At 60.9% G+C, this 21238-nt stretch carries 17 protein-coding genes; 6 read left to right on the forward strand and 11 right to left on the reverse strand.

What is annotated here, in order from left to right; translation table 11 throughout:
- Positions 1 to 93 precede the first annotated feature (93 nt).
- The 4 genes from alr (at position 94) to ACEN8Q_RS23900 (ending at position 4620) form a co-directional block, all read left to right on the forward strand.
- On the forward strand, positions 94 to 1167 hold the full coding sequence (alr, locus tag ACEN8Q_RS23885; protein WP_413423357.1) for an alanine racemase: 1074 nt from the start codon (positions 94 to 96) through the stop codon (positions 1165 to 1167).
- Positions 1168 to 1295: 128 nt separating this feature from the next.
- Positions 1296 to 1844: a cupin domain-containing protein gene (locus tag ACEN8Q_RS23890; RefSeq protein WP_007975150.1), complete on the forward strand. Its 549-nt coding sequence runs from the start codon at positions 1296 to 1298 to the stop codon at positions 1842 to 1844.
- 182 nt (positions 1845 to 2026) lie between these two features.
- On the forward strand, positions 2027 to 2449 hold the full coding sequence (locus ACEN8Q_RS23895; RefSeq protein ID WP_046038983.1) for a c-type cytochrome: 423 nt from the start codon (positions 2027 to 2029) through the stop codon (positions 2447 to 2449).
- Positions 2450 to 2697: 248 nt separating this feature from the next.
- On the forward strand, positions 2698 to 4620 hold the full coding sequence (locus ACEN8Q_RS23900) for an acetyl-CoA hydrolase/transferase C-terminal domain-containing protein (RefSeq protein WP_413703815.1): 1923 nt from the start codon (positions 2698 to 2700) through the stop codon (positions 4618 to 4620).
- A gap of 130 nt (positions 4621 to 4750) precedes the next feature.
- On the opposite strand, the gene ACEN8Q_RS23905 is transcribed toward ACEN8Q_RS23900, so the two are convergent.
- Both ACEN8Q_RS23905 and rep read right to left on the reverse strand, forming a co-directional pair.
- A complete protein-coding gene (locus ACEN8Q_RS23905; protein WP_413427676.1) occupies positions 4751 to 5323 on the reverse strand; it encodes a xanthine phosphoribosyltransferase in 573 nt (190 codons plus the stop codon).
- A 70-nt stretch (positions 5324 to 5393) separates the two neighbouring features.
- Positions 5394 to 7403 (reverse strand): DNA helicase Rep, encoded by a 2010-nt coding sequence (gene rep, locus ACEN8Q_RS23910; protein ID WP_413703816.1) that lies wholly within the window; start codon positions 7401 to 7403, stop codon positions 5394 to 5396.
- Positions 7404 to 7667: 264 nt separating this feature from the next.
- Here rep and ACEN8Q_RS23915 point away from each other — a divergent pair, with 264 nt between their 5' ends.
- On the forward strand, positions 7668 to 9341 hold the full coding sequence (locus ACEN8Q_RS23915; RefSeq protein ID WP_413427674.1) for a putative bifunctional diguanylate cyclase/phosphodiesterase: 1674 nt from the start codon (positions 7668 to 7670) through the stop codon (positions 9339 to 9341).
- Between the two features lie 118 nt (positions 9342 to 9459).
- On the opposite strand, the gene ACEN8Q_RS23920 is transcribed toward ACEN8Q_RS23915, so the two are convergent.
- On the reverse strand, positions 9460 to 10857 hold the full coding sequence (locus tag ACEN8Q_RS23920; protein WP_413427673.1) for a NorM family multidrug efflux MATE transporter: 1398 nt from the start codon (positions 10855 to 10857) through the stop codon (positions 9460 to 9462).
- 158 nt (positions 10858 to 11015) lie between these two features.
- On the opposite strand from ACEN8Q_RS23920, the gene ACEN8Q_RS23925 reads away from it, so the two are divergent.
- The gene (locus ACEN8Q_RS23925) at positions 11016 to 11936 is read left to right on the forward strand and encodes a LysR substrate-binding domain-containing protein (protein WP_413427672.1); all 921 of its coding nucleotides are present in this window, start codon (positions 11016 to 11018) and stop codon (positions 11934 to 11936) included.
- A gap of 32 nt (positions 11937 to 11968) precedes the next feature.
- Here the strand turns inward: ACEN8Q_RS23925 and ACEN8Q_RS23930 are convergent, their stop codons facing one another.
- Genes ACEN8Q_RS23930 through ACEN8Q_RS23965 form a run of 8 tightly spaced genes read right to left on the reverse strand, consistent with a single transcriptional unit; the run spans position 11969 to position 21238 of the window.
- Positions 11969 to 13432 (reverse strand): vWA domain-containing protein, encoded by a 1464-nt coding sequence (locus tag ACEN8Q_RS23930; RefSeq protein WP_413427671.1) that lies wholly within the window; start codon positions 13430 to 13432, stop codon positions 11969 to 11971.
- Between the two features lie 56 nt (positions 13433 to 13488).
- Complete coding sequence (locus ACEN8Q_RS23935; protein ID WP_096513978.1) at positions 13489 to 13995, reverse strand: hypothetical protein; 507 nt, start codon at positions 13993 to 13995, stop codon at positions 13489 to 13491.
- Between the two features lie 4 nt (positions 13996 to 13999).
- Positions 14000 to 14737, reverse strand: a complete 738-nt coding sequence (locus ACEN8Q_RS23940) for a hypothetical protein (protein WP_413427669.1) — start codon at positions 14735 to 14737, stop codon at positions 14000 to 14002.
- 34 nt (positions 14738 to 14771) lie between these two features.
- A complete protein-coding gene (locus tag ACEN8Q_RS23945) occupies positions 14772 to 16316 on the reverse strand; it encodes an SUMF1/EgtB/PvdO family nonheme iron enzyme (RefSeq protein ID WP_413427668.1) in 1545 nt (514 codons plus the stop codon).
- Positions 16306 to 17529, reverse strand: coding sequence for an ABC transporter permease (locus ACEN8Q_RS23950; protein WP_413427667.1), 1224 nt, complete (start codon positions 17527 to 17529; stop codon positions 16306 to 16308). Before ACEN8Q_RS23950 ends, ACEN8Q_RS23945 begins: the two co-directional genes overlap by 11 nt.
- Positions 17513 to 18214 (reverse strand): ABC transporter ATP-binding protein, encoded by a 702-nt coding sequence (locus ACEN8Q_RS23955; protein WP_413427666.1) that lies wholly within the window; start codon positions 18212 to 18214, stop codon positions 17513 to 17515. Before ACEN8Q_RS23955 ends, ACEN8Q_RS23950 begins: the two co-directional genes overlap by 17 nt.
- Positions 18215 to 18224: 10 nt before the next feature.
- Positions 18225 to 20216: a vWA domain-containing protein gene (locus tag ACEN8Q_RS23960; RefSeq protein WP_413427665.1), complete on the reverse strand. Its 1992-nt coding sequence runs from the start codon at positions 20214 to 20216 to the stop codon at positions 18225 to 18227.
- Positions 20216 to 21238 carry a hypothetical protein gene (locus ACEN8Q_RS23965; RefSeq protein ID WP_413703817.1) on the reverse strand — a complete coding sequence of 341 codons (1023 nt, stop codon included), beginning with the start codon at positions 21236 to 21238 and terminating at the stop codon, positions 20216 to 20218. The genes ACEN8Q_RS23960 and ACEN8Q_RS23965 overlap by 1 nt, the downstream gene beginning before the upstream one ends.

Below are 21238 nucleotides of genomic sequence, written 5' to 3' on the forward strand. Positions count from 1 at the left end.
AGAAAAGATCCCTCTCCCGGTGCTGTTGGTGGTTAATGCTGTCAGCCAGTGCCGGTTTTTTCTTCCCGATAACCCGACCAGAAGTCTGCCGCCATGCGTCCTGCCCGTGCCCTGATCGACCTTCAAGCCCTGCGTCACAACTACCAGATCGCCCGTGAACTCACGGGGGCCAAAGCCCTCGCGGTGATCAAGGCCGATGCCTATGGCCATGGCGCGGTACGTTGCGCCCAGGCGCTGGAAGCCGAGGCGGACGGTTTTGCCGTGGCCTGTATCGAAGAGGCGTTGGAGCTGCGGGCAGCGGGTATTCGTGCGCCGATCCTGCTGCTGGAAGGCTTTTTCGAAGCCGACGAGCTGGCGCTGATCGTCGAGCATGATTTCTGGTGCGTGGTGCATTCGCTGTGGCAGCTCGAAGCCATCGAGAAAGCGGCGTTGAGCAAGCCGATCACCGTGTGGCTGAAGCTCGATTCGGGCATGCACCGCGTGGGGCTGCACCCGGCGGATTATCAAGGGGCCTATCAACGGCTGCTGGCCAGCGGCAAGGTCGCGAAAGTGGTGCTGATGAGCCACTTTGCGCGTGCCGACGAACTGCACGAACAGGCCAGCGCCGAACAGGTGGCGGTATTCGAAGCGGCGCGCAAGGGCTTGTCCGCCGAGGTCAGCCTGCGTAACTCGCCGGCGGTGCTCGGTTGGCCGCAGATTCCGAGCGATTGGGTACGCCCGGGCATCATGCTCTATGGCGCCACGCCATTCGAAGAGGCCAACGAAGTGGCCGCACGCCTGCAACCGGTGATGACCCTTGAGTCGAAAGTGATCAGTGTCCGCGAACTGCCGGCTGGCGAGCCGGTCGGTTACGGCGCCAGGTTCATCACTCCCAAGCCGATGCGTATTGGTGTGGTGGCCATGGGTTACGCCGATGGTTACCCGCGTTTGGCACCGACCGGTACCCCCGTGCTGGTTGCCGGGCAGCGCAGCCAGTTGATTGGCCGGGTGTCGATGGACATGCTCTGCATCGACCTGACCGATGTGCCGCAGGCCGGACTCGGTTCGACCGTCGAGTTGTGGGGCAAAAACATCCTCGCCAGTGATGTAGCCATGGCTGCCGGTACGATTCCCTACCAGATTTTCTGCAACCTGCGCCGAGTGCCACTGCTCTATTCCGGGGCTTAGTGCGCAAGGCTCCAGACCGGAAGTCGCCTCGCTGAGCAGGATTCAGGTCAAGGTGTTGTAAATACTGAACGCTGTCGCCATGATAACGTTCACTATTCCAACATTCCTGAATCCTGGAGGCGCAAGCTTTGGACGTCGGTGAACGACTGCAATCCATCCGTAGGCTCAAAGGCCTTTCCCAGCGTGAGCTCGCCAAACGGGCGGGGGTCACCAATAGCACGATTTCGATGATCGAAAAGAACAGCGTGAGCCCTTCGATCAGTTCGCTGCGTAAAGTGCTGGGCGGGATTCCCATGTCCATGGTCGAGTTCTTTTCCGAAGAAATCCTGCAGGAAAAACCGACTCAGATCGTCTACAAGGCCAATGAGCTGATCGACATTTCCGATGGCGCCGTGACCATGAAACTGGTCGGTCGGGCGCATCCGAGCCGGGCTATCGCATTCCTCAATGAAATCTACCCGCCAGGCGCCGACACCGGTGACGAGATGCTTACCCATGAGGGTGAGGAAACCGGCATCCTGGTCGAAGGAAAACTGGAACTGGTGGTCGGTCTCGAAACTTTTGTGCTCGAAGCCGGCGATAGCTACTACTTTGAAAGTACCAAGCCACACCGTTTCCGAAATCCGTTCGATGCGCCTGCGCGACTAATCAGCGCAGCCACGCCAGCGAATTTCTAAGAAAAGAGGCGTCCTGCCAGCATCGCAGAGGCGCCCGGGCCGTTTTTCCGCCGCAGCCTAAGACCCTTGCGACTTTGGGGTTGTTTCAGTGCGACGGGCTTACCGCTATACTTGCGCCCGCCTGCGAACCGTGGCCGTAGGCGTGACTAGCCACCATTGAGGGTGAACGCGTGAACCTAATTATGAAAATGCTGGCTGCACCAGCAACCGTACTGGCCCTATGGGCTGTCAGTGTCAGCGCTCAAGCTGCGACCAACGACGATATCGCCAAACGCCTTGAACCGGTCGGTCAGGTCTGTGTTCAGGGTAAAGAGTGCAAGGGCATGGAAGTGGCGACTGCCGCTGGCGGCGGTGGTGGTGCGAAAACCCCGGATGAAGTGATTGCAAAACATTGCAACGCTTGTCACGGTTCAGGCTTGTTGGGTGCACCGAAAATCGGTGACGCCGCCGCCTGGAAAGACCGTGCCGATCACCAGGGCGGCCTCGACGGCATCCTGGCCAAAGCCATTACCGGTATCAACTCGATGCCGCCTAAAGGTACCTGCGCCGACTGCTCCGATGCCGAGCTCAAAGGCGCCATCCAGAAGATGTCCGGCTTGAAATAAGCCTGCCACTCTCAAAAAAAGCCGCTTTCGAGCGGCTTTTTTGTGCCCGCGATTCCTGTAGGAGCGAGCTCGCTCGCGATGGTCGCCAACGATAACGCTGGAAAGCTGGCACCCCGCGGTGCTCTCGGGTTCTTCGCGAGCGAGCTCGCTCCTACAGGGGGCCAGCGGCGGCCGATTGGTATTGACTTGCAGCGAAGACCCGGCAAGCTCGGTCCAGGCCCAAGTCATGGAAAGTGAGGGAGGATCCGATGGTTCAGCTGTGCTCTATCGAACAGGCAGTCGATGACGTCTTGGCACGGTTGCCGGTGCATATCCACATGGGTTTGCCTCTGGGGTTGGGCAAACCCAATCACTTCGTCAACGCGCTGTACCGGCGCATCGCAGAGTTGCCCGAGCGACGGCTGACGATTTACACCGCGTTGTGCCTGGGGCGCCCGCCCTTGGGCGATGGCTTGCAAAAGCGCTTCCTCGAACCCTTTATCGAACGGGTTTTCGGCAATTATCCGGAGCTGGAGTTTCTTGCCGACCTGCGTCGCGATGGTCTGCCGGGCAACATTCACATCCAGCAATTCTTCATGCAGCCCGGCAGTCTGCTCAACAGTGCCACGGCGCAACAGGACTACGTCAGCAGCAACTACAGCCATGCGGCCCGTGACATCAACGCTGCCGGGTTGAACCTGGTGGCGCAGCTGGTGGCCAGCCATGCCGAACATCCTGATCGCTTGAGCCTGAGCTGCAACCCGGACATCACCCTCGACCTGTTGCCGATGATCGCCAAACGCCGCGCCGCCGGAGAAACTATCCTGATGGTCGGCCAGGTGCACAACGACCTGCCTTACATGCCCGGCGATGCGGAAATCGATATCGACAGCTTCGACCTGCTGATCGACCAGAAGGACAACACCACACTGTTCTCCACGCCGAACATGCCGGTGGGGTTTCAGGACCATTTCATCGGCTTGCACGCCAGCACCCTGGTGCGCGATGGCGGCACCTTGCAGATCGGCATCGGTTCCATGGGCGATGCGCTGACGGCGGCACTGTTGGCGCGACAAGCCGAGAACGACGGTTACAGGGCGTTGCTGGCAGAGGTGAATCTCAGCCAGTGGGCACCACTGATCGAGCGCGAAGGTGGCATCGAACCGTTCGCCAAAGGCCTGTATGGCTGCAGTGAAATGTTCGTCAACGGCTTGTTGGTATTGGCGGATGCCGGGATTGTGCGACGCAAGGTTTACCCGGACGTGGCGACCCAACTGCTGGCGAATGCCGGCACCCTGGATGAGGCTGCGCAAACCGATGGCATCTCTGTACATGGCGGCTTCTTTCTCGGCCCGCGCACCTACTACGAACGCTTGCGCGAATTGCCGCAAAGCAAGCGGCTCGAATTCAACATGACCCGCATCAGCTACATCAACGAGCTCTACGGCCAGGAAGAACTCAAGCGTTTGCAGCGCCTGGATGCGCGGTTCATCAACACCGCGTTCACCGTGACCTTGCTCGGTGCCGCGGTGGCGGACCAGCTCGAAGATGGACGTGTGCTCAGCGGCGTAGGCGGGCAATACAACTTCGTGGTTCAGGGCCATGCACTGCAAGGCGCGCGCTCGGTGTTGCTGCTGCGCAGCTGGCGTGAGTCTGGCGGCGACGTCAGTTCGAACATCGTCTGGGAGTACGGGCACTGCACGATCCCGCGACACTTGCGCGACATCGTGGTCACCGAATACGGCATCGCCGATCTTCGCGGCAAAACCGATGCGGCAGTGATCGAAGCGCTGCTCAACATCAGCGACTCGCGTTTTCAGCCGGGATTGATCGAGCAGGCGCAGAAAATCGGCAAATTGCCCAAGGACTTCCGTCTCGATCCGCGCTTTGCCGATAATAGTCCGTGGCGTTTGCAGGAGATTCAGGCGCGGCATCCGCAGCTGTTTCCGGAGTATCCGCTGGGTTGCGACTTCACCGGGGTCGAACGCGATCTATTGCGGGCACTGAACTGGCTCAAGAGCAAGTTCAAGCTGAGTGAGGTGCTGGAATTGGGCAAGGCAGCGCTGGATGCGCCGCAGGCTTCGGAGTTTCCAGAGCATATGGAGCGGATGCAACTGACCGATCCGCAAGGCCTGAAAGAAGACCTGTTTCAGCGGTTACTGCTCACTGGCCTGAAAGCCACCGCGCAATAACAGCCAATACAAAACAAATGTGGGAGCGGGCTTGCTCGCGAAAGCGGTGTGTCAGTCAAAGTTGATGTCGACTGACACACCGCTTTCGCGAGCAAGCCCGCTCCCACACTGGTTTATGCGGTGTGGCGGATCAGTCGATAAAGGTCACGACACCACCGGCCAGCGACTTCACGCGAGCCAGCGACTCAACGCGATAACCCTGCGCATCCAGCTCCGCACGACCGCCCTGGAACGACTTCTCGATCACGATGCCCAGGCCCGCCACGGTGGCGCCGGCCTGTTTGATGATCGAAATCAGTGCCTGGGACGCCTTACCGTTGGCCAGGAAGTCATCGATGATCAGCACGCGGTCGCTGCTGGTCAGGTGGCGCGGGGAGATGGCCACGGTGCTTTCGGTCTGCTTGGTGAACGAGTACACGGTCGCCGACAGCAGGTTTTCGGTCAGGGTCAGGGACTGATGCTTGCGGGCGAAAATCACCGGCACGCCGAGGTTCAAGCCGGTCATGATCGCCGGGGCGATGCCCGAGGCTTCGATGGTGACGATCTTGGTGATGCCCGAATCCTTGAACAGCGTGGCGAATTCGTCGCCGATCAGCTTCATCAGGGCCGGGTCGATCTGGTGGTTCAGAAAGGCGTCGACCTTCAGGACCTGATCGGAAAGCACGATGCCTTGTTCGCGAATTTTCTGGTGCAGTGCTTCCATGAAGCTTTCCTCTACTGGCACGGTATGCGCCTAGCTTGTCAAAAAGTGTTCGATTAAAAAGTGGTCAATTCTAGCGCTTTAACATCGCGCGTATATCCGCCAATGCGTTGTTGCCGCGCACGGCTTTGACTTCGGTCGGTGTGTCATCGTTGCCTTCCCAGGCCAGATCGTCCGGCGGCAACTCATCGAGGAAGCGGCTCGGTGCGCAATCGATGATCTCGCCGTACTGCTTGCGCTTGGCGGCAAAGGTGAAGGCCAGGGTCTGGCGCGCGCGGGTAATGCCCACGTAGGCCAGGCGACGCTCCTCTTCGATGGTGTCGGCTTCGATGCTGGAACGGTGCGGGAGGATTTCCTCTTCCATGCCCATGATGAACACGTAGGGGAATTCCAGGCCCTTGGATGCATGCAAGGTCATCATCTGCACGCCTTCGGCGCCGTCTTCCTCTTCCTGCTGACGTTCCAGCATGTCGCGCAGGACGAGTTTGCCGATGGCGTCCTCGACGGTCATTTCGCCGTCTTCGTCTTTTTCCAGGGTGTTCTTCAGCGCTTCGATCAGGAACCAGACGTTACCCATGCGGTAGTCGGCGGCTTTGTCACTGGAACTGTTGGTGCGCAGCCAGTTCTCGTAGTCGATGTCCATGACCATGCTGCGCAGGGCCGAGATCGGGTCTTCGCCGGCGCACTGCTCGCGCACCCTGTCCATGAAGCGCTTGAAGCGCGACAGGCGATCGGTGAAGCGTGAATCCAGATGCTCGCCCAGGCCGATCTCGTCGGTGGCGGCGTACATCGAGACCTTGCGCTCGGTGGCGTAGTTGCCCAGCTTCTCCAGCGTGGTCGAACCGATCTCGCGGCGCGGCACGTTGATCACCCGCAGGAAGGCGTTATCGTCGTCCGGGTTCACGATCAGGCGGAAGTAGGCCATCAGGTCTTTGACTTCCTGACGTCCGAAAAAGCTGTTGCCGCCGGACAGGCGATACGGCACCTGGTGATGCTGCAACTTCAGCTCGATCAGCTTGGCCTGGTAGTTGCCGCGATAGAGGATCGCGAAATCGCTGTAAGGCCGGTCGGTGCGCAAGTGCAGGCTGAGGATTTCCATGGCCACGCGCTCGGCTTCGGCATCTTCGTTACGGCAGCGGATCACGCGGATCTCGTCGCCGTGGCCCATTTCACTCCACAGCTGCTTTTCGAATTCGTGGGGGTTGTTCGAGATCAGCACGTTGGCGCAACGCAGGATGCGGCTGGTGGAGCGGTAGTTCTGCTCCAGCATCACCACTTTCAGGGACGGATAGTCGTCCTTGAGCAACATCAGGTTTTCCGGGCGGGCACCGCGCCAGGCGTAGATCGACTGGTCGTCGTCGCCTACCACGGTGAACTGGTTGCGTTTGCCGATGAGCATTTTCACCAGCAGGTACTGGCTGGCGTTGGTGTCCTGGTATTCGTCGACCAGCAGGTAACGCACCTTGTTCTGCCACTTTTCCAGGATGTCGGTGTGCTCTTCGAACAGCTTCACCGGCAGCAGGATCAGGTCGTCGAAGTCCACTGCGTTGAACGCCTTGAGCGTGCGTTGATAGTGGGTGTAGACGATGGCGGCGGTCTGTTCCTTGGGGTTGCGCGCGTTTTCCAGGGCCAGGGCCGGCAGGATCAGGTCGTTTTTCCAGGCGCCGATCATGTTCTTGATCTCGTCGACGCCGTCGTCGCCCGAGTATTCCTTCTGCATGATGTCGGTCATCAGGGCCTTGACGTCGGTCTCGTCGAAAATCGAGAAGCCCGGTTTGTAGCCCAGCCGCACGTGCTCCTTGCGGATGATGTTCAGGCCCAGGTTGTGGAACGTGCAGACCGTCAGCCCGCGACCTTCACCGGCGCGCAACAGGGTGCCGACCCGTTCCTTCATCTCGCGGGCGGCCTTGTTGGTAAAGGTCATGGCGACGATGTACTGGGCGCGGATACCGCAGTTCTGGATCAGGTGCGCGATTTTGCGCGTGATCACGCTGGTCTTGCCGGAGCCAGCGCCGGCGAGCACCAAAAGAGGGCCGCCGACGTAGCTCACGGCTTCTTGCTGCCGGGGATTGAGTCGGGACATAGGTAAATTCAGGAGTCAGTCACAAAATGGGCCGGCATTTTAACAGGCTCAGCGAATTGTGCTGCTCTGTCCGACTTGTGACGTACCACGCTATCTGTAATTGCCGGTTTTGTTACTTTCACGCAGGATGCGCAACGAATTTGCGGCTAATGTTCGTAATTCCAGATACAAAGGGCTCGTTTGGATAACTCATGTCGTTGTCATTGGTTATCGGAACGGCATAATGCCCGTCGCCTACATCTTTGCAGAGTCTAGGGAGCTAGCTTGTCTACGCCTGTCGAACCCTTGCGTTTGCTGCTACTGGCCGAAGAGCCAGCGTGGGCAGCGTTGTTGCGCGAGTGTCTGGTTCCTATGGGGAGCTCGGCCGTGCTCATCAGCGCGCCGAGTTGGGAGTCGGTCAGCAGCCTGTTCGATGACAACCGCAGCGCGGTGTTATTGACCATCCCGCAACTTCAACCGGCGCCGGGCCGTTGCAGCCTGCCGACGGTGTTGCTGCTCGACCATGAGCCGCTGATTCCGCCCGACGGTGTGAGCGACTGGCTGGTGCGCGATCTGCTCGATCCCGGCATGTTGCGCCGCTGCCTGCGCCATGTGCGCGAACGTGGCGTGCTGGAAAACACCCTGCAACGCCTGGCCGAGCAAGATCCGCTGACTGGCATCGCCAATCGCCAGGGCTTCCAGACGCTGCTGACAGCGCGGCTGGCCGAAAGTGACGGTCGTGGCCTGGCCCTCGGTCATCTCGACCTCGACAACTTCCGTTACGCCAACGACGCCCTCGGCCATCAGGCCGGTGACCGCCTGATCCTGCAAGTGGTGTCGCGGCTCAAGAGCCAGCTCGAGGCTGGCGATCAACTGGCACGCCTGGGCAGCGATGAATTCGCCCTGCTGATCGACACCCGTCGCGCTCCCCAGCGTGCCGAGTGGATGGCCGAGCGCATCAGCGAAGCGCTGGCCGAACCTTATTGGATCGACGGTGAAAGCCTGTTGATCGGTTCCAGTCTGGGTATCGCCCACGCTCGTGCCCAGGCCGGTGCGGACCCGCTGATGTGGCATGCACATATCGCCATGCAGCAGGCCAAAAGCACCCAGGGCTGCACCTTTCACATTTTCAACGAACGCATCAACCGCAATGCCCGCAGCATCGCCGACCTCGAAACCGAGCTGCGCCGGGCGCTGCGCCGCGATGAGCTGGAATTGCATTACCAGCCACGGCTGAACCTTGAGGACGGGCAAATCGTCGGCCTCGAAGCCCTGGTGCGCTGGCGTCATGCCGAACGCGGCTTGTTGCCGCCGAGCGAGTTCGTGCCACTGGCTGAGCAAAGCGGTCTGATCGTGCCGCTGGGGTACTGGGTGATTTCCCGGGCCTTGCGCGACATGCAGGCGCTGCTTGAGCTGGGTTTGCCGCCGTTGCACATGGCGATCAACCTGTCGTTCCGGCAGTTCCAGGACAGTCAGTTGCTGTCGACCCTGAGTCGCCTGATTGCCGAGCGCGGCGTCGAGGCGCAGTGGCTGGAGTTCGAACTGACCGAAACCGCCGTGATGCGCCGCAGCGATCTGGTCAAGCAGACCATGGACGCCCTCGGGCGTCTCGGTGTGCGCTTCTCCCTCGACGACTTCGGTACCGGGTTTTCATCCTTCGTGCACCTCAACAGCCTGCCGATCACCTTGCTGAAGATCGACAAGAGCTTTGTCGGTGGCATGGAGCAGCGGGAGGAAAACCGCAAACTGGTCCACGCGATGATCAATCTGGCGCACAACCTCAACCTTGAAGTGGTCGCCGAAGGTGTGGAGTCGCTGGAGCAACTGGAGCTGTTGCGCGGGTTTGCCTGTGATCAGGTGCAGGGGTATCTGATCAGCAAGCCTTTGCCGCTGGCCGAGCTGGTGGACTATTTGACGTTTGGCTCCAGTCAGCAGCCGGTGCTGGACATCGTGAGCTGAGGTTGCCACGCAACCCTGTAGGAGCGAGCTTATTCGCGATAAACCTGAGAACGCCGCGGGGCACCTGCCAACCAGCGTTATCGTTGACGACCATCGCGAGCGAGCTCCTACAGGGGGCTCAGTCAGGCTGAGCGACTTCGAAGCGCTGCTCTGACCCCGGCTCGCGCTTGATCATCCGCTTCATCTTCCACTCAAACCCCAGTGTCAGGCTCACCGCCGCACACGCCAGGCCCAGCGCCAGGCCCCACCAGACGCCCGTTGGCCCCCAATGCAAGTGGAACGCCATCCACCACGCGGCCGGAGCGCCAATCAACCAATAGCATCCCAGGCCGACGAGGAACGTGGTCTTGGCATCCTTGAGCCCGCGAATGCAACCCATGGCAATGGTTTGCACGCCGTCGAACAACTCGAACCAGGCCGCCACCGCCAGCAGGCTCACGGCGAGGTTGATGACATCGGCAAACGCCGGGTCGTTGTGGTCGAGGAACAGGCCGACCAACTGGTTTGGCAACAGCCAGAAGACCATGGCGAAACACAGCATCGCCGCCGCCCCGAAGGCAATGCCAACCCGCCCGGCCAGCCGCGCATCCAGCAGTTGTCCGGCGCCGTAGTGCTGGCCGATGCGCATGGTGATGGCATAAGAAATACCCGCCGGGACCATGAACGCCACCGAAACGATTTGCAGGGCAATCTGGTGTGCACCCAGCTGCGTGCTGCCCATGGTGCCCATGCACAGCGCGGCGAAGGCAAACAGCCCGACCTCCACCGCGTAGGTGCCACCAATCGGCAGGCCCAGACGCCACAGTTCCTTCAGGTACTGCCGGTTCAGCCGTGACAGACCCTGGCGCAACGGATACGCCTTATATGCCGGATGCCGGCGAATGTGCCACGCCAGCGCAAGCGCCATGAGGTTGGCGACAATCGCCGTGACCAGCCCGATGCCCATCAGTCCCGGTTTCGGCAGGCCGAACATCCCGGTAATCAGTGCATAGTTGAGCAGGAAGTTGGCCACGGTTCCGCCCAGGCTGATGACCATCACTGGCGTCGCACGGCCGATGGCGCTGGTGAACCCGCGCAGGGCCATGAAGCTCAGGTAGCCGGGCAGGGCGAACGGCAGGAAGATCAAGAACTGCCCGGCCATCTGCACGTTGCTTTCGGTCTGGCCGAACAGCAGCAGCACCGGTTTGAGGTTCCACAGCAGCAGCCCGGCGACCAACGCCATCAGCCATGCCAGCCACAACCCTGCCTGCGTCAGCCGGGTGGCCCCGACAATATCGCCGGCACCCTGACGGATCGCCACCAGTGTGCCGACTGCCGCGATCACGCCGATGCAGAAAATCGACACGAACGAATAGGTCGCCGCGCCGAGCCCGCCACCGGCCAGCGCCTCGGGACTCAGACGCGCCATCATCAGGGTGTCGGTGAGGACCATCAGCATGTGTGCCAACTGCGAGGCAATCAGCGGCCCCGCCAGCCGCAGGATGGCCCGGAGTTCAGTACGTGCTGGATGCTGCATGGTCATCACGCTCGATTATCAAAGGAAACAGGAAAGGGTTGATTCTCGGCGCTCTGCGAGGTTTGCACAAAGGGATAAAAAGGATGGGTAGCATGAGTCAGACTCATGCTTGGGAGTTTCTGGTACGGTAGCCGGATTACGCTATAGGAGCTTTCCTCATGTCTCGTCGTCTTCCTCCCTTATATGCCTTGCGCGCATTTGAAGCGGCGGCGCGGCACAGCTCGTTCACCCGCGCCGCCGAAGAACTGTCGATTACCCAAAGTGCGGTCAGCCGGCACATTCGCACGCTCGAAGAGCATTTTGCCTGTCGGTTGTTTCACCGCAGCGGGCGCAACTTGCAACTCACTGAGTCGGCGCGGTTGATCCTGCCGGGCATTCGTGACGGTTTCACCGCCCTGGAGCGCGCCTGCAATACCTTGCGCGCCGAAGACGACATCCTGCGCATGAAAGCCCCGTCGACCTTGACCATGCGCTGGTTGCTGGCGCGGCTCAGCCGTTTTCGGCACCTTCAACCGGGCAATGAAGTGCAGCTGACCAGCGCCTGGATGGACATCGACTCGGTGGACTTCAATCAGGAACCGTTCGATTGCGCCGTGATCCTCAGCAACGGGCATTTCCCGCCGGACTGGGAGGCTACTTTGTTATTTCCAGAGGAACTGATTCCGGTGGGCGCGCCGAATCTTCTGAACGATCAGCCTTGGGACGTCGCACGCCTGGCCAGCACCGAACTGCTACACCCAACGCCCGACCGTCGCGACTGGCGCAGTTGGCTGGAGCGCATGGGCCTGACCGATCAAGTCTCACTCAAGGGCGGCCAGGTGTTCGACACGCTGGAGCTGGGAATGATCGCCGCCGCCCGAGGCTATGGCGTGTCCATGGGCGATTTGTTGATGGTGGCTGAGGATGTTGCGCAGGGACGTCTGAGTTTGCCGTGGCCGACGGCGGTCGCCAGCGGTGAGAATTATTACCTGGTCTGGCCGAAAACCCGCCCCGGAGGTGAGCGTTTGCGCCGCCTCAGCGTTTTTCTCTTGGGCGAGGTTCGGGCCATGGAGTTACCGGCGGTCGAGCACTTGAGCTGAATCATCGCGGGCAAGCCGGATCAGTCCCCAAGCTAGTCGCACTTGGCATTGCTGGATACTTCCTTGCTCGCCTGTTTCAACAGGTTACCCAACTCAGCCGCATTGGTGCTGTTGTAAACCCGACCTCCGGTGTTTTCAGCAATACAGCGTGACGGGCCGCCAGCACCGATTTTCACCACGTTGACCCGCAGGCGCGGTTGTTCCCTGGCGATTTGACGGGATACCGCGCAAACGTCCTGCCCGCAACCGTCTTCACCGTCGACGAACATCACGATAACCGCATCGTTATTGCGCCCGTCGACCGTGCTCGCCGCGTGGGCCAGGCTGTCGGCCAGCGGTGTGCCGTCATCGGGAACCAGGCCTCGAATCCCGTTGATCAGCCGCGGGCGGTCGCCGAACTTGAACAGACCCTGGTCCGGTGTTCTTTCGCAGCCGGCGAAGGTGATCAGGCGTGTGTCGATCTTCGGGTCCAGCCCGTTGATCATGCCGGCCAGCGAGTCCTTGGCGATGTCCATGCGGCTGGGTTTGGCGGTAAGCCGCATGGTGCGGTTCGGGTCCAGGAGCTTGTTGATGTCAGGACCGTAGAACCAGTCCTCGTCGGCTTTCACTGACTTGATGTTCAAATCCATGGAGCCCGAAGTGTCGAGCACCACCACGAACTGCGGAACCTCTGACTTCGGCGCTGTTTTGCGACATGCGAAGTTGTCCAGCGTCGGGGCTGGTGGCGGGGCAGCCACTACCGGTTTTGGTGGTGGAACTGGTTTGGGTGGCGGAGTCGGCTTGGGTTCAGGTGCCGGTGCCGGTTTTGGTGGCGGGACCGGCTTGGGCTCCGGTACCGGTTCTGGCGTGGGCTCTGGAGCCGGAACAGGTTTCGGTTCCGGCTCCACGACAGGCGCGGGGACAGGCTCAACCGGTTTCTCAACCGGCGTCACTACCGGTGCCACAGGCGCTACAGGCGGAACCACGACAACCGGCTCACGGTGCAGGAACCACCAGAGCCAGAGCGCCAGAAGCAGCAACAGCAGCGCGAGCAAGGCCGCCGCGATCCACCAGCCACGACGCGACGGCGGTAGGACGGGCACGACCGGCGGCATGATCGGTTTGGGCGGACGCTGGTTCCAGCGCACCACCAAAGGCTCACCGTTGAGGCTGTAGAGTTTGTCCAGCTCAGGCGTGCCGAGCAGGCTGCGCAGGTCATCCGCTTCCGTCGGTTGACCGCGTTTTTGCAGTTCATCCGCCAGCTGTCCGAGGGACGTCTGACGCACCTCATAGGTTTGCAGCAAACGTCGTTGCGCGTCCTCGTTGAGATCGGCATAGGGCGTGGGTTGGCCGCCCAGTTCGGTCCACCATTCCAGTACGTCGCCGCTGCCCATCCGCGGGATGGCAAACAGGCTGGCGACGGTCGGCGGAAAGTGTTTCTGGATGAGGGCGACTTTGGCTTGCAGCGCACTCATCCCCTCCGATGTGGCTTGCGCATCCCTGATGACCCGCTGCATGACGACGATTCCTGAAAAAGTGCAGGCATCCATCGGGATGCTTGCAGGGTGAAAAGTTACTCTTCGTAGCCGAGGCTGAATTGCAGCTGGTTGACCTTCTTCTGCAACGTTTTCAGCTCTTGCTGCTTGGCCGCCAGCGTCGCGGGCGTTGATTTGGTCGTTGGCGCCGCTTGCGAAGCCTTGAGCTGCTTCTCGAGGTCGGCAATCTGCTTCTGCACCTGGGCTTCATTGCCACGCCGGGCCTTGAGCGAGGTCAGCAGTTGCGCCAGCGACTGATTCAACGCCGCCTGGGCTTTCTGCTGGCTGGCCAGATCGGTCTTGGTGCTGAGCTGCTGGGCCTGAATGTTCTCGTACACCTGGCGGAACATTGCGTTTTGTTGCCGGGACTCGCTCAGTGCCAGTTCCTTCTGCTTGACCTGATCGCTGTAACCACCGGAGTAGTCGCAGTTCATCTTGGTCAGCATGCTGCTGTCGCGATTGGTCGCATCGCATTCGCCGGGCTGGCTCGCGCAACCGCTCAGGGCCAGGACGGCAGTGATGAGCATCAGTTGTCTTGGCGTCATAGGCTTAACCCAGGGTGATTGCGGAGCGTTGGCTGTACAGAGCGTCGACTTCCTTCTGCAGGCTGACGACTTTCTGGTTCATTCTTTGAATGTTCATCTCCACTTGCCTGATCTCGGCGCTGGAGCCTTGTGAACGCTCGGCGTCTGCCACTTTGCTGTACTCGGTGACTTTGGTACGCATGTTGGCCAGGTCTTTACGCAGGCGCGCGATGTCCGAATCGATCCCGGCGATTTGCGCCTGGGCCCTGCTCTTGTCGACTTTCTTGTTGGCAATGTCCTTTTTGATCTGGGCAATTTGCGCATGGTCATCATTGATCACTTGCTGAGCGGTCGCAGTCCGGGCGATCACGTTCTGCGTGTCTTGCTGGACGTCGCTGTTCATCTTCGCCAGGCGGGTGGAGGTGTCGGCGTATTCGGCGCGACGTTGATCCAGGTAATAGTTCGCGCCCATGGCCACGCCACACGCGGTAATACCGGCGGCGATGACGCACACGGTTTTGTTGTTGCTGTTGGACAGCGCGCAAGCGAGGATGCCGACACCGGCGCCGACGGCGCAGGCCTGGTATCCGGACTTGCTGAAGAACTCTGCGTCATTGCCCTGGGTCAGGCGCGGGTCGGCACCGCCGCCTTCGCCGTCGTCCAGCATGGAGCTGCCGGTGTTGGCGCAACCGGTCATTAGCAGGCTGCCGGCGACTACGAAAGCGATCTGTAGCTTGAAGCGAGTCCAAAGGCTGCGCGACATGGTGAAACTCCTACGTAACGGTGTTGACGCATTGTTATTGAGTGACGGTTTTGCAGCTGGTCAGCCAGGCTTCAGTGTCGATTTTCTGCTTTTGCAGGAACGCCTTCTGATTGGCCCAGTGGGTGCGCAAGTAAGGTTTGAGGTCTTGCAGCTGTTTGTTGCGGGTGATGATTTCTTCCATCACCGGGACTTGCGTTTCAAGCAGTGGCTGGCCGTACAAGGTAGCCGATTCCACCAGGCTGCTGGCGTAGTAACGGCTGAGTTTGTGCAGGCGATCCTTTTGCTCCTCGAGCTTGCCTTTACGCATGTCGCAACTGGCGTCTTTGTCCGCGCCTTCGCAATTGAGCTTGTAGTTCTTTTGCAGGAAGTCCACGTACTGGCCGTCGTCGAGCATCTTGGTGCACAGGAACGCACCCAGGTTGAGGCTGGCGCGGATCGCCTGATCGCGGGTTTCTTCCTGCTGCTGATTGCTGGCGCGCAGCTGGTTCTCCAGGGCCTGGAGCTTTTCCTTGAGCGCTTTGTCTTCGACGCCCGAGGCGAGGCTGTTCAGCGATTGTACGGTGCCTTTGTCGGCGGATTCGGTTTCCTTGCTGCCGGTGCCGAGTTTCTTCCAGCTGCTTTCGATGCTGGCGACCCGTTCGCGAGAGGTGAGGGTCGGGGAGACCAGCACCAGTCGCAGGCCGGTGGTCTTGTTTTTCACCTGGCCTTCGGCATTGTAATACGGCTCTTCCTTACGCAATGCAGTACGCAGGTCGGCCTGCGCGGTCAGGTAGTTTCCGCCACGGACGACGTAGCCACCGGCCTGACCGTGCTGGCGGTCGAGTTTGTTCAGGCGAAACGGCTCGAACATCATTTCGTCGACGTTACCGAGCATGTCATGCAGGCCCAGCGGGTTGGGCTTTTGCAGACCGGTCAATTGCACTTTGCCGTTGGACGATTGCGCCCCGGCGAACCACTCGTAGGCGTTGATGCCTTCTGGCATCGGGTAGTGCGTGTCGCGGAATTCAGCGGCACCGACTTCCAGCCCGCCGCGGGCGGCGAACTCCCATTCGACTTCGGTTGGCAGGCGCAGGAAACCCTGGGCGCCGTCTTCCTTGGGCAGCTTGCCGGCGGCGTTTTTGCGCAGCCACAGGTTGTATTTGTCGGCGGCCTCAATGGCTTGCACCCAGCTCACTGCCGTTTGCGGCAAGCGCATCTTGGTGGCGGCGGCGGGGCAGGTTGCTTCGGTCAGCGCGGCGTATTGCAGTTGACTCATCTCGTACTTGGCCATCAGGTAGTAGCGGGACTTGTCGTTCTTGGCCCCGGTAAAACTGCCGGCGATAAAGGTCGGGCGGGTCTGCTCGACATAGCCGTATTCCGCGCCGTCCTGACCGATGCTGATCGGGTAGTCATCCAAGGGACCTGCGACCGGAATGAACACCTTGCGAAACACCATCGAGCCTTCGCAGGGCATCGGCAGCACGACGTCGCCAGCCTCGGGCATTGGGTTGTAATACTTCTCTTCCCAGCCCGCCGCCGAGGCATCGAGCAAGTAGCCGAGGCTCAGGGGTAACAGCAAGCCAAAACGTTTATAGCTCACGCAGACTCTCCGCAGGTTGGATGTTGATGGCTCGCAGGGCGCCGATCATAGCCACCAATGCAGCGACCAGGAAGGTCAGGAGCAGGGCGGCAACGCCGTGCCAGACAGTGATGTGGCAAACGAAGGTACCGGTGGTCTGGCTGCTGCCGAGCAGGTAGTCGAACAAATGACTGCCCACGGCATAAAACCCCAGCCCGCCCACGTAGCCGGCCAGACTCAGCACCAGCGCTTGCAGGACTACGAAACCGCCGACAGCCCTGCGTTTGAAACCCAGCAGGCGCAGGACCGCCAGGCTTTTGCGTTTACGATCGATGTTGGCCAGGAACGCGCCGACCATCGACGCTACGCAGCCGATCAGCGCCGCCATGGCGATCACACCGAAGATCAGCCCCAGCACATGGTTGATGGCCTTGACGTTGTCGATGTCGGCCAGTCGGCTCGACGTTTCGATGTGTTGTTCGTTGAGCCAGTGTTCCAGCGGCGCGACCTGATCGATGTCGCGCGCATACACGCGGGCGCGGGCATACAGCGGTTGTAGATTACCCTGAGGCTTGCCGGTGGTAACGCCGAACTCACTGACCTGATAACCGTCGCGAAAGCGCTCCAGATCCAGCAGCAGCGGCGGGGCGACAAACCCGGCAGCGCGACCGAAGCGGGCGCCGTCGAGCACGGCCAGTACCGTCAGCGCCATCTCGCCGCGTTCATTGACACCTTCCAGGCGGCGCAAGGCCCGCAGTTGCACGCTGTCGCCGGCCTTGGCCTGCAAGCGTTGCGCTGCGCTGGCGCTGAGGATCACTTGATTGCCGACGGGGTTGAGTGACGCCAGGTTCAGTTGTGGGTCGCCCGGCTCGGTGGCGATGATTTCCGCACCTTCGACAAACCGTTGCATGCCGATCAGCAGGTCAGCCTGGGTATTGAGCGAGCGAGTCTGGCCGAGGGCAAAACCGGTCTCGGGGCGCAGGCGCAAACGCTCGATCCAGGCCGTGTCGTAGTTGCCGTTGCTGAGCATCTTCACTTCAAGGTTGCGCGGGTCGCGTAGCAGTTCGTCCTGCAGTTGGCTGACCACCCCGTGTTTGAGCCCGAACAGCAACAACAACGGCGCGATCACCGCCACCAGGGAGGCGGCGATGCACAGCGAGACCTTGCGGTCGTGCCAGAGGTCTTGCAGTGCCAGTGAGCCCAGCAGGTGCAAGCGATCAGTCCATCGGTTCAAACAGAGTCTCTCCCTGATGGCTGATAGCGCCGAGTCGCGGCAAGCCGAAATTTTTCAGCAAGGTCCAGTCATGGGATACAACGAGTGCACTCAGGCCCATGCCCGACACCAGGCTCAGGAGCAACTCGAACAAACGCCGGGCGCTGTGAGGGTCGAGCGCGGCGGTCGGCTCGTCGGCCAACAGCAGCAGCGGTTCATGGGCAATTGCCCGAACGCAGGCAACGCGCTGGCGTTCGCCGATCGACAAGGCCTGAGGTTGTTTATCCAGCAACCCTTGCAGGCGCAACACGTCAACGGCGTGGTCGATGTGATCGCTTTTTGCGGGCATCCCGAGCAAACGGCGCGGCAGGCTGATGTTGTCCCGCACGCTCAGGAACGGCAGCAAGCCGCCGCTCTGCAAAATGAATCCCAAATGCCGTGAACGCACCGCTGCAAGAGCAGGCTGGTCGTCAGTGGCCAGCAGTTGGGCGATATCCTGAGCGTGCGTCGGGCCCAGCCGGAAGCGCTCGAGTTCCACCGGCGCGAGCAACAGGCCGATGGCTTCGAGCAACGTGCTTTTGCCACTGCCGCTCTCGCCGGTGATGGCGAGGATTTCCCCGGCACCGATCCGCAAGTGCGGCAGTCGCACGTGATGGGCCTGTGCGCCTTCACCACGGCGCACCAGCAGGTTCTTGATATCGAGCATGGGCGTCTCGTTAAGGCATCATTTCCAGAGGCACGGGGTAGACGTTGTCCCGCGCATCGCTGTCTTTGGCTAAAGCTACCCAACGGTCGACATCGGCGTTGTAACGCTGGTAATGCCGCAGTTTGGTGTTCAGCGTGCGGATGAATTTCTCTTGTGCCAGACCATCCCAGCTCTTCCAGGTCTCTTCATCCAGGTTCAGCACTTCACTCTGATAAGGCAGGTCTTCGAGGTATTCACCGAGGACGCCCATGTCCGCCAGTTTGGCGTTGCTGTTCTGTTTGAGCTGATTGGGATCGGCGCCCATGGTCGCCGCCACCGAACGCAGGCGATCGAACATTTCCGTCGGCGAAATCAGGCCTTCGTTGGCGGCATCGAGAATCTGCTTCATCACGTCGCTCAAGTCGCTGAGCTGTGACTTGGTCAACAGCACCCGCACGTCGGTGGTCGGGATGTTCTGCTTGATCAGGTCGCGGTCGGTGATCCATGCCTTGAACACTGGCGGGGCTTTGCTGTTGGTCTTCTCGCCGAGATAGGCGAGTTGCATGGCGTGGCCGATCAGCGCTGCGTCTTCGAGCATTTTTTTCTCGGCCGGGTCCTGCTTGGCGTTCGCCGCACTGCCGATGGCGTCTTCGCCCATGTAGGCGGCTTTGACTTGTGTAGTGATCGCCCCGGCCAGTGCGTCGACCTTGCGCCCGAATTCCTGCACATCGCCAGCGTTCACCGGGTAATACAGCGAGGTGTTGGTGCCCGGGTAGGTCGACAGGTTCTGGTACTGCGCCTCGGCCTTGGCGTGGTCCTTGGCTCCGGCCGGGGTTTTCAGGTGCAGGGTGTAAATCGCCACGCCCGGGTTGGCGGCTTCGATACGCACCTGTGTAGCGCTCAAGCCGGTCTTCGACAGCTTGTCTTCGCCTTCGATGGCGCCCGCATCGGTGATCAGCACCACATAGCGTGCGCCGAACTGGCTCCAGTCGACTTTGTCGATGCTCTCCATGACGCCGGCAAACGAGTCTTCATCGAAGCTGCTGCTCGACACGGTGGCCTGCTTGAGGTCTTTGATCCTGGCGAAAAAGTCGGCGCTGTCTTTCACCTGCGTCGGGTCGGCGTACATCTTGGTGGTGTATTCCAGCCCCGGCACCGCCTGGGTGTTTGAGCGGAAAGCCACCAGGCCGAACTTGACCTGTTTGCCGAGATTCTGCGCTTCGATCTTCTGGTAAACCTTGCGGATCGCTTCGCGGGTGCGGTCGATGTAGGGGTCCATCGAGATCGTCGAGTCGATGACAAATACCACGGCCGCGCTGAATTCCTTCAGCTGGTTGGCCTTTTTCTCTTCGGCTTCCTTGCTGCCGGCAGCGCTGTTTGCAGCACCGCCCTTGGCGTTCTTGTCATCCGGCTTGCTGACGGAGGCGACGTTGAGCAGGCGCGTGCGGAAACCGCTTTCGGTCATGACTTCTTCGCCACTGAGCACCGGCAGCAGGTAGAACTGCTTTTGCAGGTCGACGAAGTATTCAGGTTCTTCAGCCAGTACGCCCGGTGCTTGCTGGCCCTTTTTCAGCGTGGCCCGCAGCGGCGCGACTTTGCTGACCGGGTCCGGTGCATCAAGAATGCCTTCGACGGTGGCGCGGTCCTTGAAGAACAGCAGCCGGTCGCGGTTGGCCGGATTGGTGAAGGCCAGCGTCAGCTGCATCTTCCAGTCGGTGGTGCAGCTGGCAGGCAGCCAGCCAATGGTTTTGCCGTAGCTGTCGGGGCCGACTTTCAGCCACTCGGCGTTGTTCGCTTGGGCGCGCTCGTACACATAAAAGCGGCTGAAGACCGGTTGTGCGTCGCCTGCCGCACCGCCCGCCGTCGGGCTGACTTTGCAGCCCGGCGTGGTCAGCACGCGTTGGAACAGGGTCTTTTTACCGGCCTGGATCAGCGGTTTGTCATCGGCCTGGGACAGCGGGCTGATGCACAGCGCCAGTAATGCGGCACCGCTCAGCAGGAATCGACTCAGGGGCGAACGCATCACTTCTGCAACTCCTCGAAGCGCTGCTTGGCTTCGGCGTTGTTCGGGTCCTGGGTGAGGATGGTTTCATACCAGTAGGCGGCGGTGGCGTTGTCCGCGGCCGGGAAACACTCACTGGCCTTCAGGTATTTAGGGTCGTATTCGCGGGCATAGGCGTTGGCGATCAGCGCGTCACCGGCCTGGGCACGGTTGGCGTACAAGCGCTGGGCGACGCCGCAGTGCTTGCCGGCCTTGGCCTGGTTGATGATCTCCAGCAACCTGGCACTGTCGGGTGCCGCCTTGATGCAGGTCTGGACGAAGGTCAACTCGGGCAGGCTGTTCATGCTGTCGAGGGTGCAGGCTTGAGCGTCGGCGCTGGCGAGTACGGCGGCAGTGGCTGCAACCGCAGGGGCCGGGGGACGTTTGTAGAACCAGAACCCTGCGCCCGCCGCCAGCAGCAACACCACAATCAACAGGCCGATCAGGCCTTTGTTGCTTTTCTTCACCGGTGCGGGAGGCGGCGCGTAGGCGGGCTCGGTGAGCACTGACTCCAACTCCACTTCTGGCTCGGCGGTGGACAGGGTCAGTTCAGGCAGCTCCGGGATCTCAGGGCTCTCCGGTGCCGGTGCGCTCGGCGCCGTCAGTTCGGCACCGCCGTAAGTCGAGCGTGTCTGGCCGCCGGCCGTGGACGGCAGCAAGCCGACGCCTGGCCGAACCACGCCTTTGTCGGCGTGGCCTTGGCTCTGTTCGCGCAGTTCGATCTGGAATTGCGAGTTGGCGCCGCCTTCCAGCAGCGGGTCGACCACGCGCGGGCCGACCTGCGTTTCCAAAGCTTCGCCGTTGGCCGTGAGGTTGAAACGCGAGACCTTGAACCAGAATGGATTGTTGCTCCAGACCTTGTGGTCCTGAAGGTAAAAACCGTCCTGGTTGCGCTGAATGGAAAACTCCAGCTGTTCCTCGCCACCCTGCCATTTCTTCACGGTGAGGCGGGCCTGGCCAGGCACATTGGGCTCTAACGCGAGCAGGTCGACACGAATTGGCAT

This window comes from Pseudomonas sp. Pseusp16, from assembly GCF_047324915.1.
In the GTDB taxonomy this organism is placed as follows: domain Bacteria; phylum Pseudomonadota; class Gammaproteobacteria; order Pseudomonadales; family Pseudomonadaceae; genus Aquipseudomonas; species Aquipseudomonas fluorescens_CD.

What these genes read in the sequence shown, in the direction of transcription:
- ACEN8Q_RS23900 (WP_413703815.1), top strand. Translation starts at nt 2,698, where the DNA reads ATGGTTCAGCTGTGCTCTATCGAACAGGCAGTCGATGACGTCTTGGCA.
- ACEN8Q_RS23925 (WP_413427672.1), top strand. Translation starts at nt 11,016, where the DNA reads ATGTCTCGTCGTCTTCCTCCCTTATATGCCTTGCGCGCATTTGAAGCG.
- alr (WP_413423357.1), top strand. Translation starts at nt 94, where the DNA reads ATGCGTCCTGCCCGTGCCCTGATCGACCTTCAAGCCCTGCGTCACAAC.
- ACEN8Q_RS23960 (WP_413427665.1), bottom strand. Translation starts at nt 20,216, where the DNA reads ATGCGTTCGCCCCTGAGTCGATTCCTGCTGAGCGGTGCCGCATTACTG.
- ACEN8Q_RS23930 (WP_413427671.1), bottom strand. Translation starts at nt 13,432, where the DNA reads ATGCAGCGGGTCATCAGGGATGCGCAAGCCACATCGGAGGGGATGAGT.
- ACEN8Q_RS23955 (WP_413427666.1), bottom strand. Translation starts at nt 18,214, where the DNA reads ATGCTCGATATCAAGAACCTGCTGGTGCGCCGTGGTGAAGGCGCACAG.
- ACEN8Q_RS23905 (WP_413427676.1), bottom strand. Translation starts at nt 5,323, where the DNA reads ATGGAAGCACTGCACCAGAAAATTCGCGAACAAGGCATCGTGCTTTCC.
- rep (WP_413703816.1), bottom strand. Translation starts at nt 7,403, where the DNA reads ATGTCCCGACTCAATCCCCGGCAGCAAGAAGCCGTGAGCTACGTCGGC.
- ACEN8Q_RS23935 (WP_096513978.1), bottom strand. Translation starts at nt 13,995, where the DNA reads ATGACGCCAAGACAACTGATGCTCATCACTGCCGTCCTGGCCCTGAGC.
- ACEN8Q_RS23895 (WP_046038983.1), top strand. Translation starts at nt 2,027, where the DNA reads ATGAAAATGCTGGCTGCACCAGCAACCGTACTGGCCCTATGGGCTGTC.
- ACEN8Q_RS23920 (WP_413427673.1), bottom strand. Translation starts at nt 10,857, where the DNA reads ATGCAGCATCCAGCACGTACTGAACTCCGGGCCATCCTGCGGCTGGCG.
- ACEN8Q_RS23940 (WP_413427669.1), bottom strand. Translation starts at nt 14,737, where the DNA reads ATGTCGCGCAGCCTTTGGACTCGCTTCAAGCTACAGATCGCTTTCGTA.
- ACEN8Q_RS23965 (WP_413703817.1), bottom strand. Translation starts at nt 21,238, where the DNA reads ATGCCAATTCGTGTCGACCTGCTCGCGTTAGAGCCCAATGTGCCTGGC.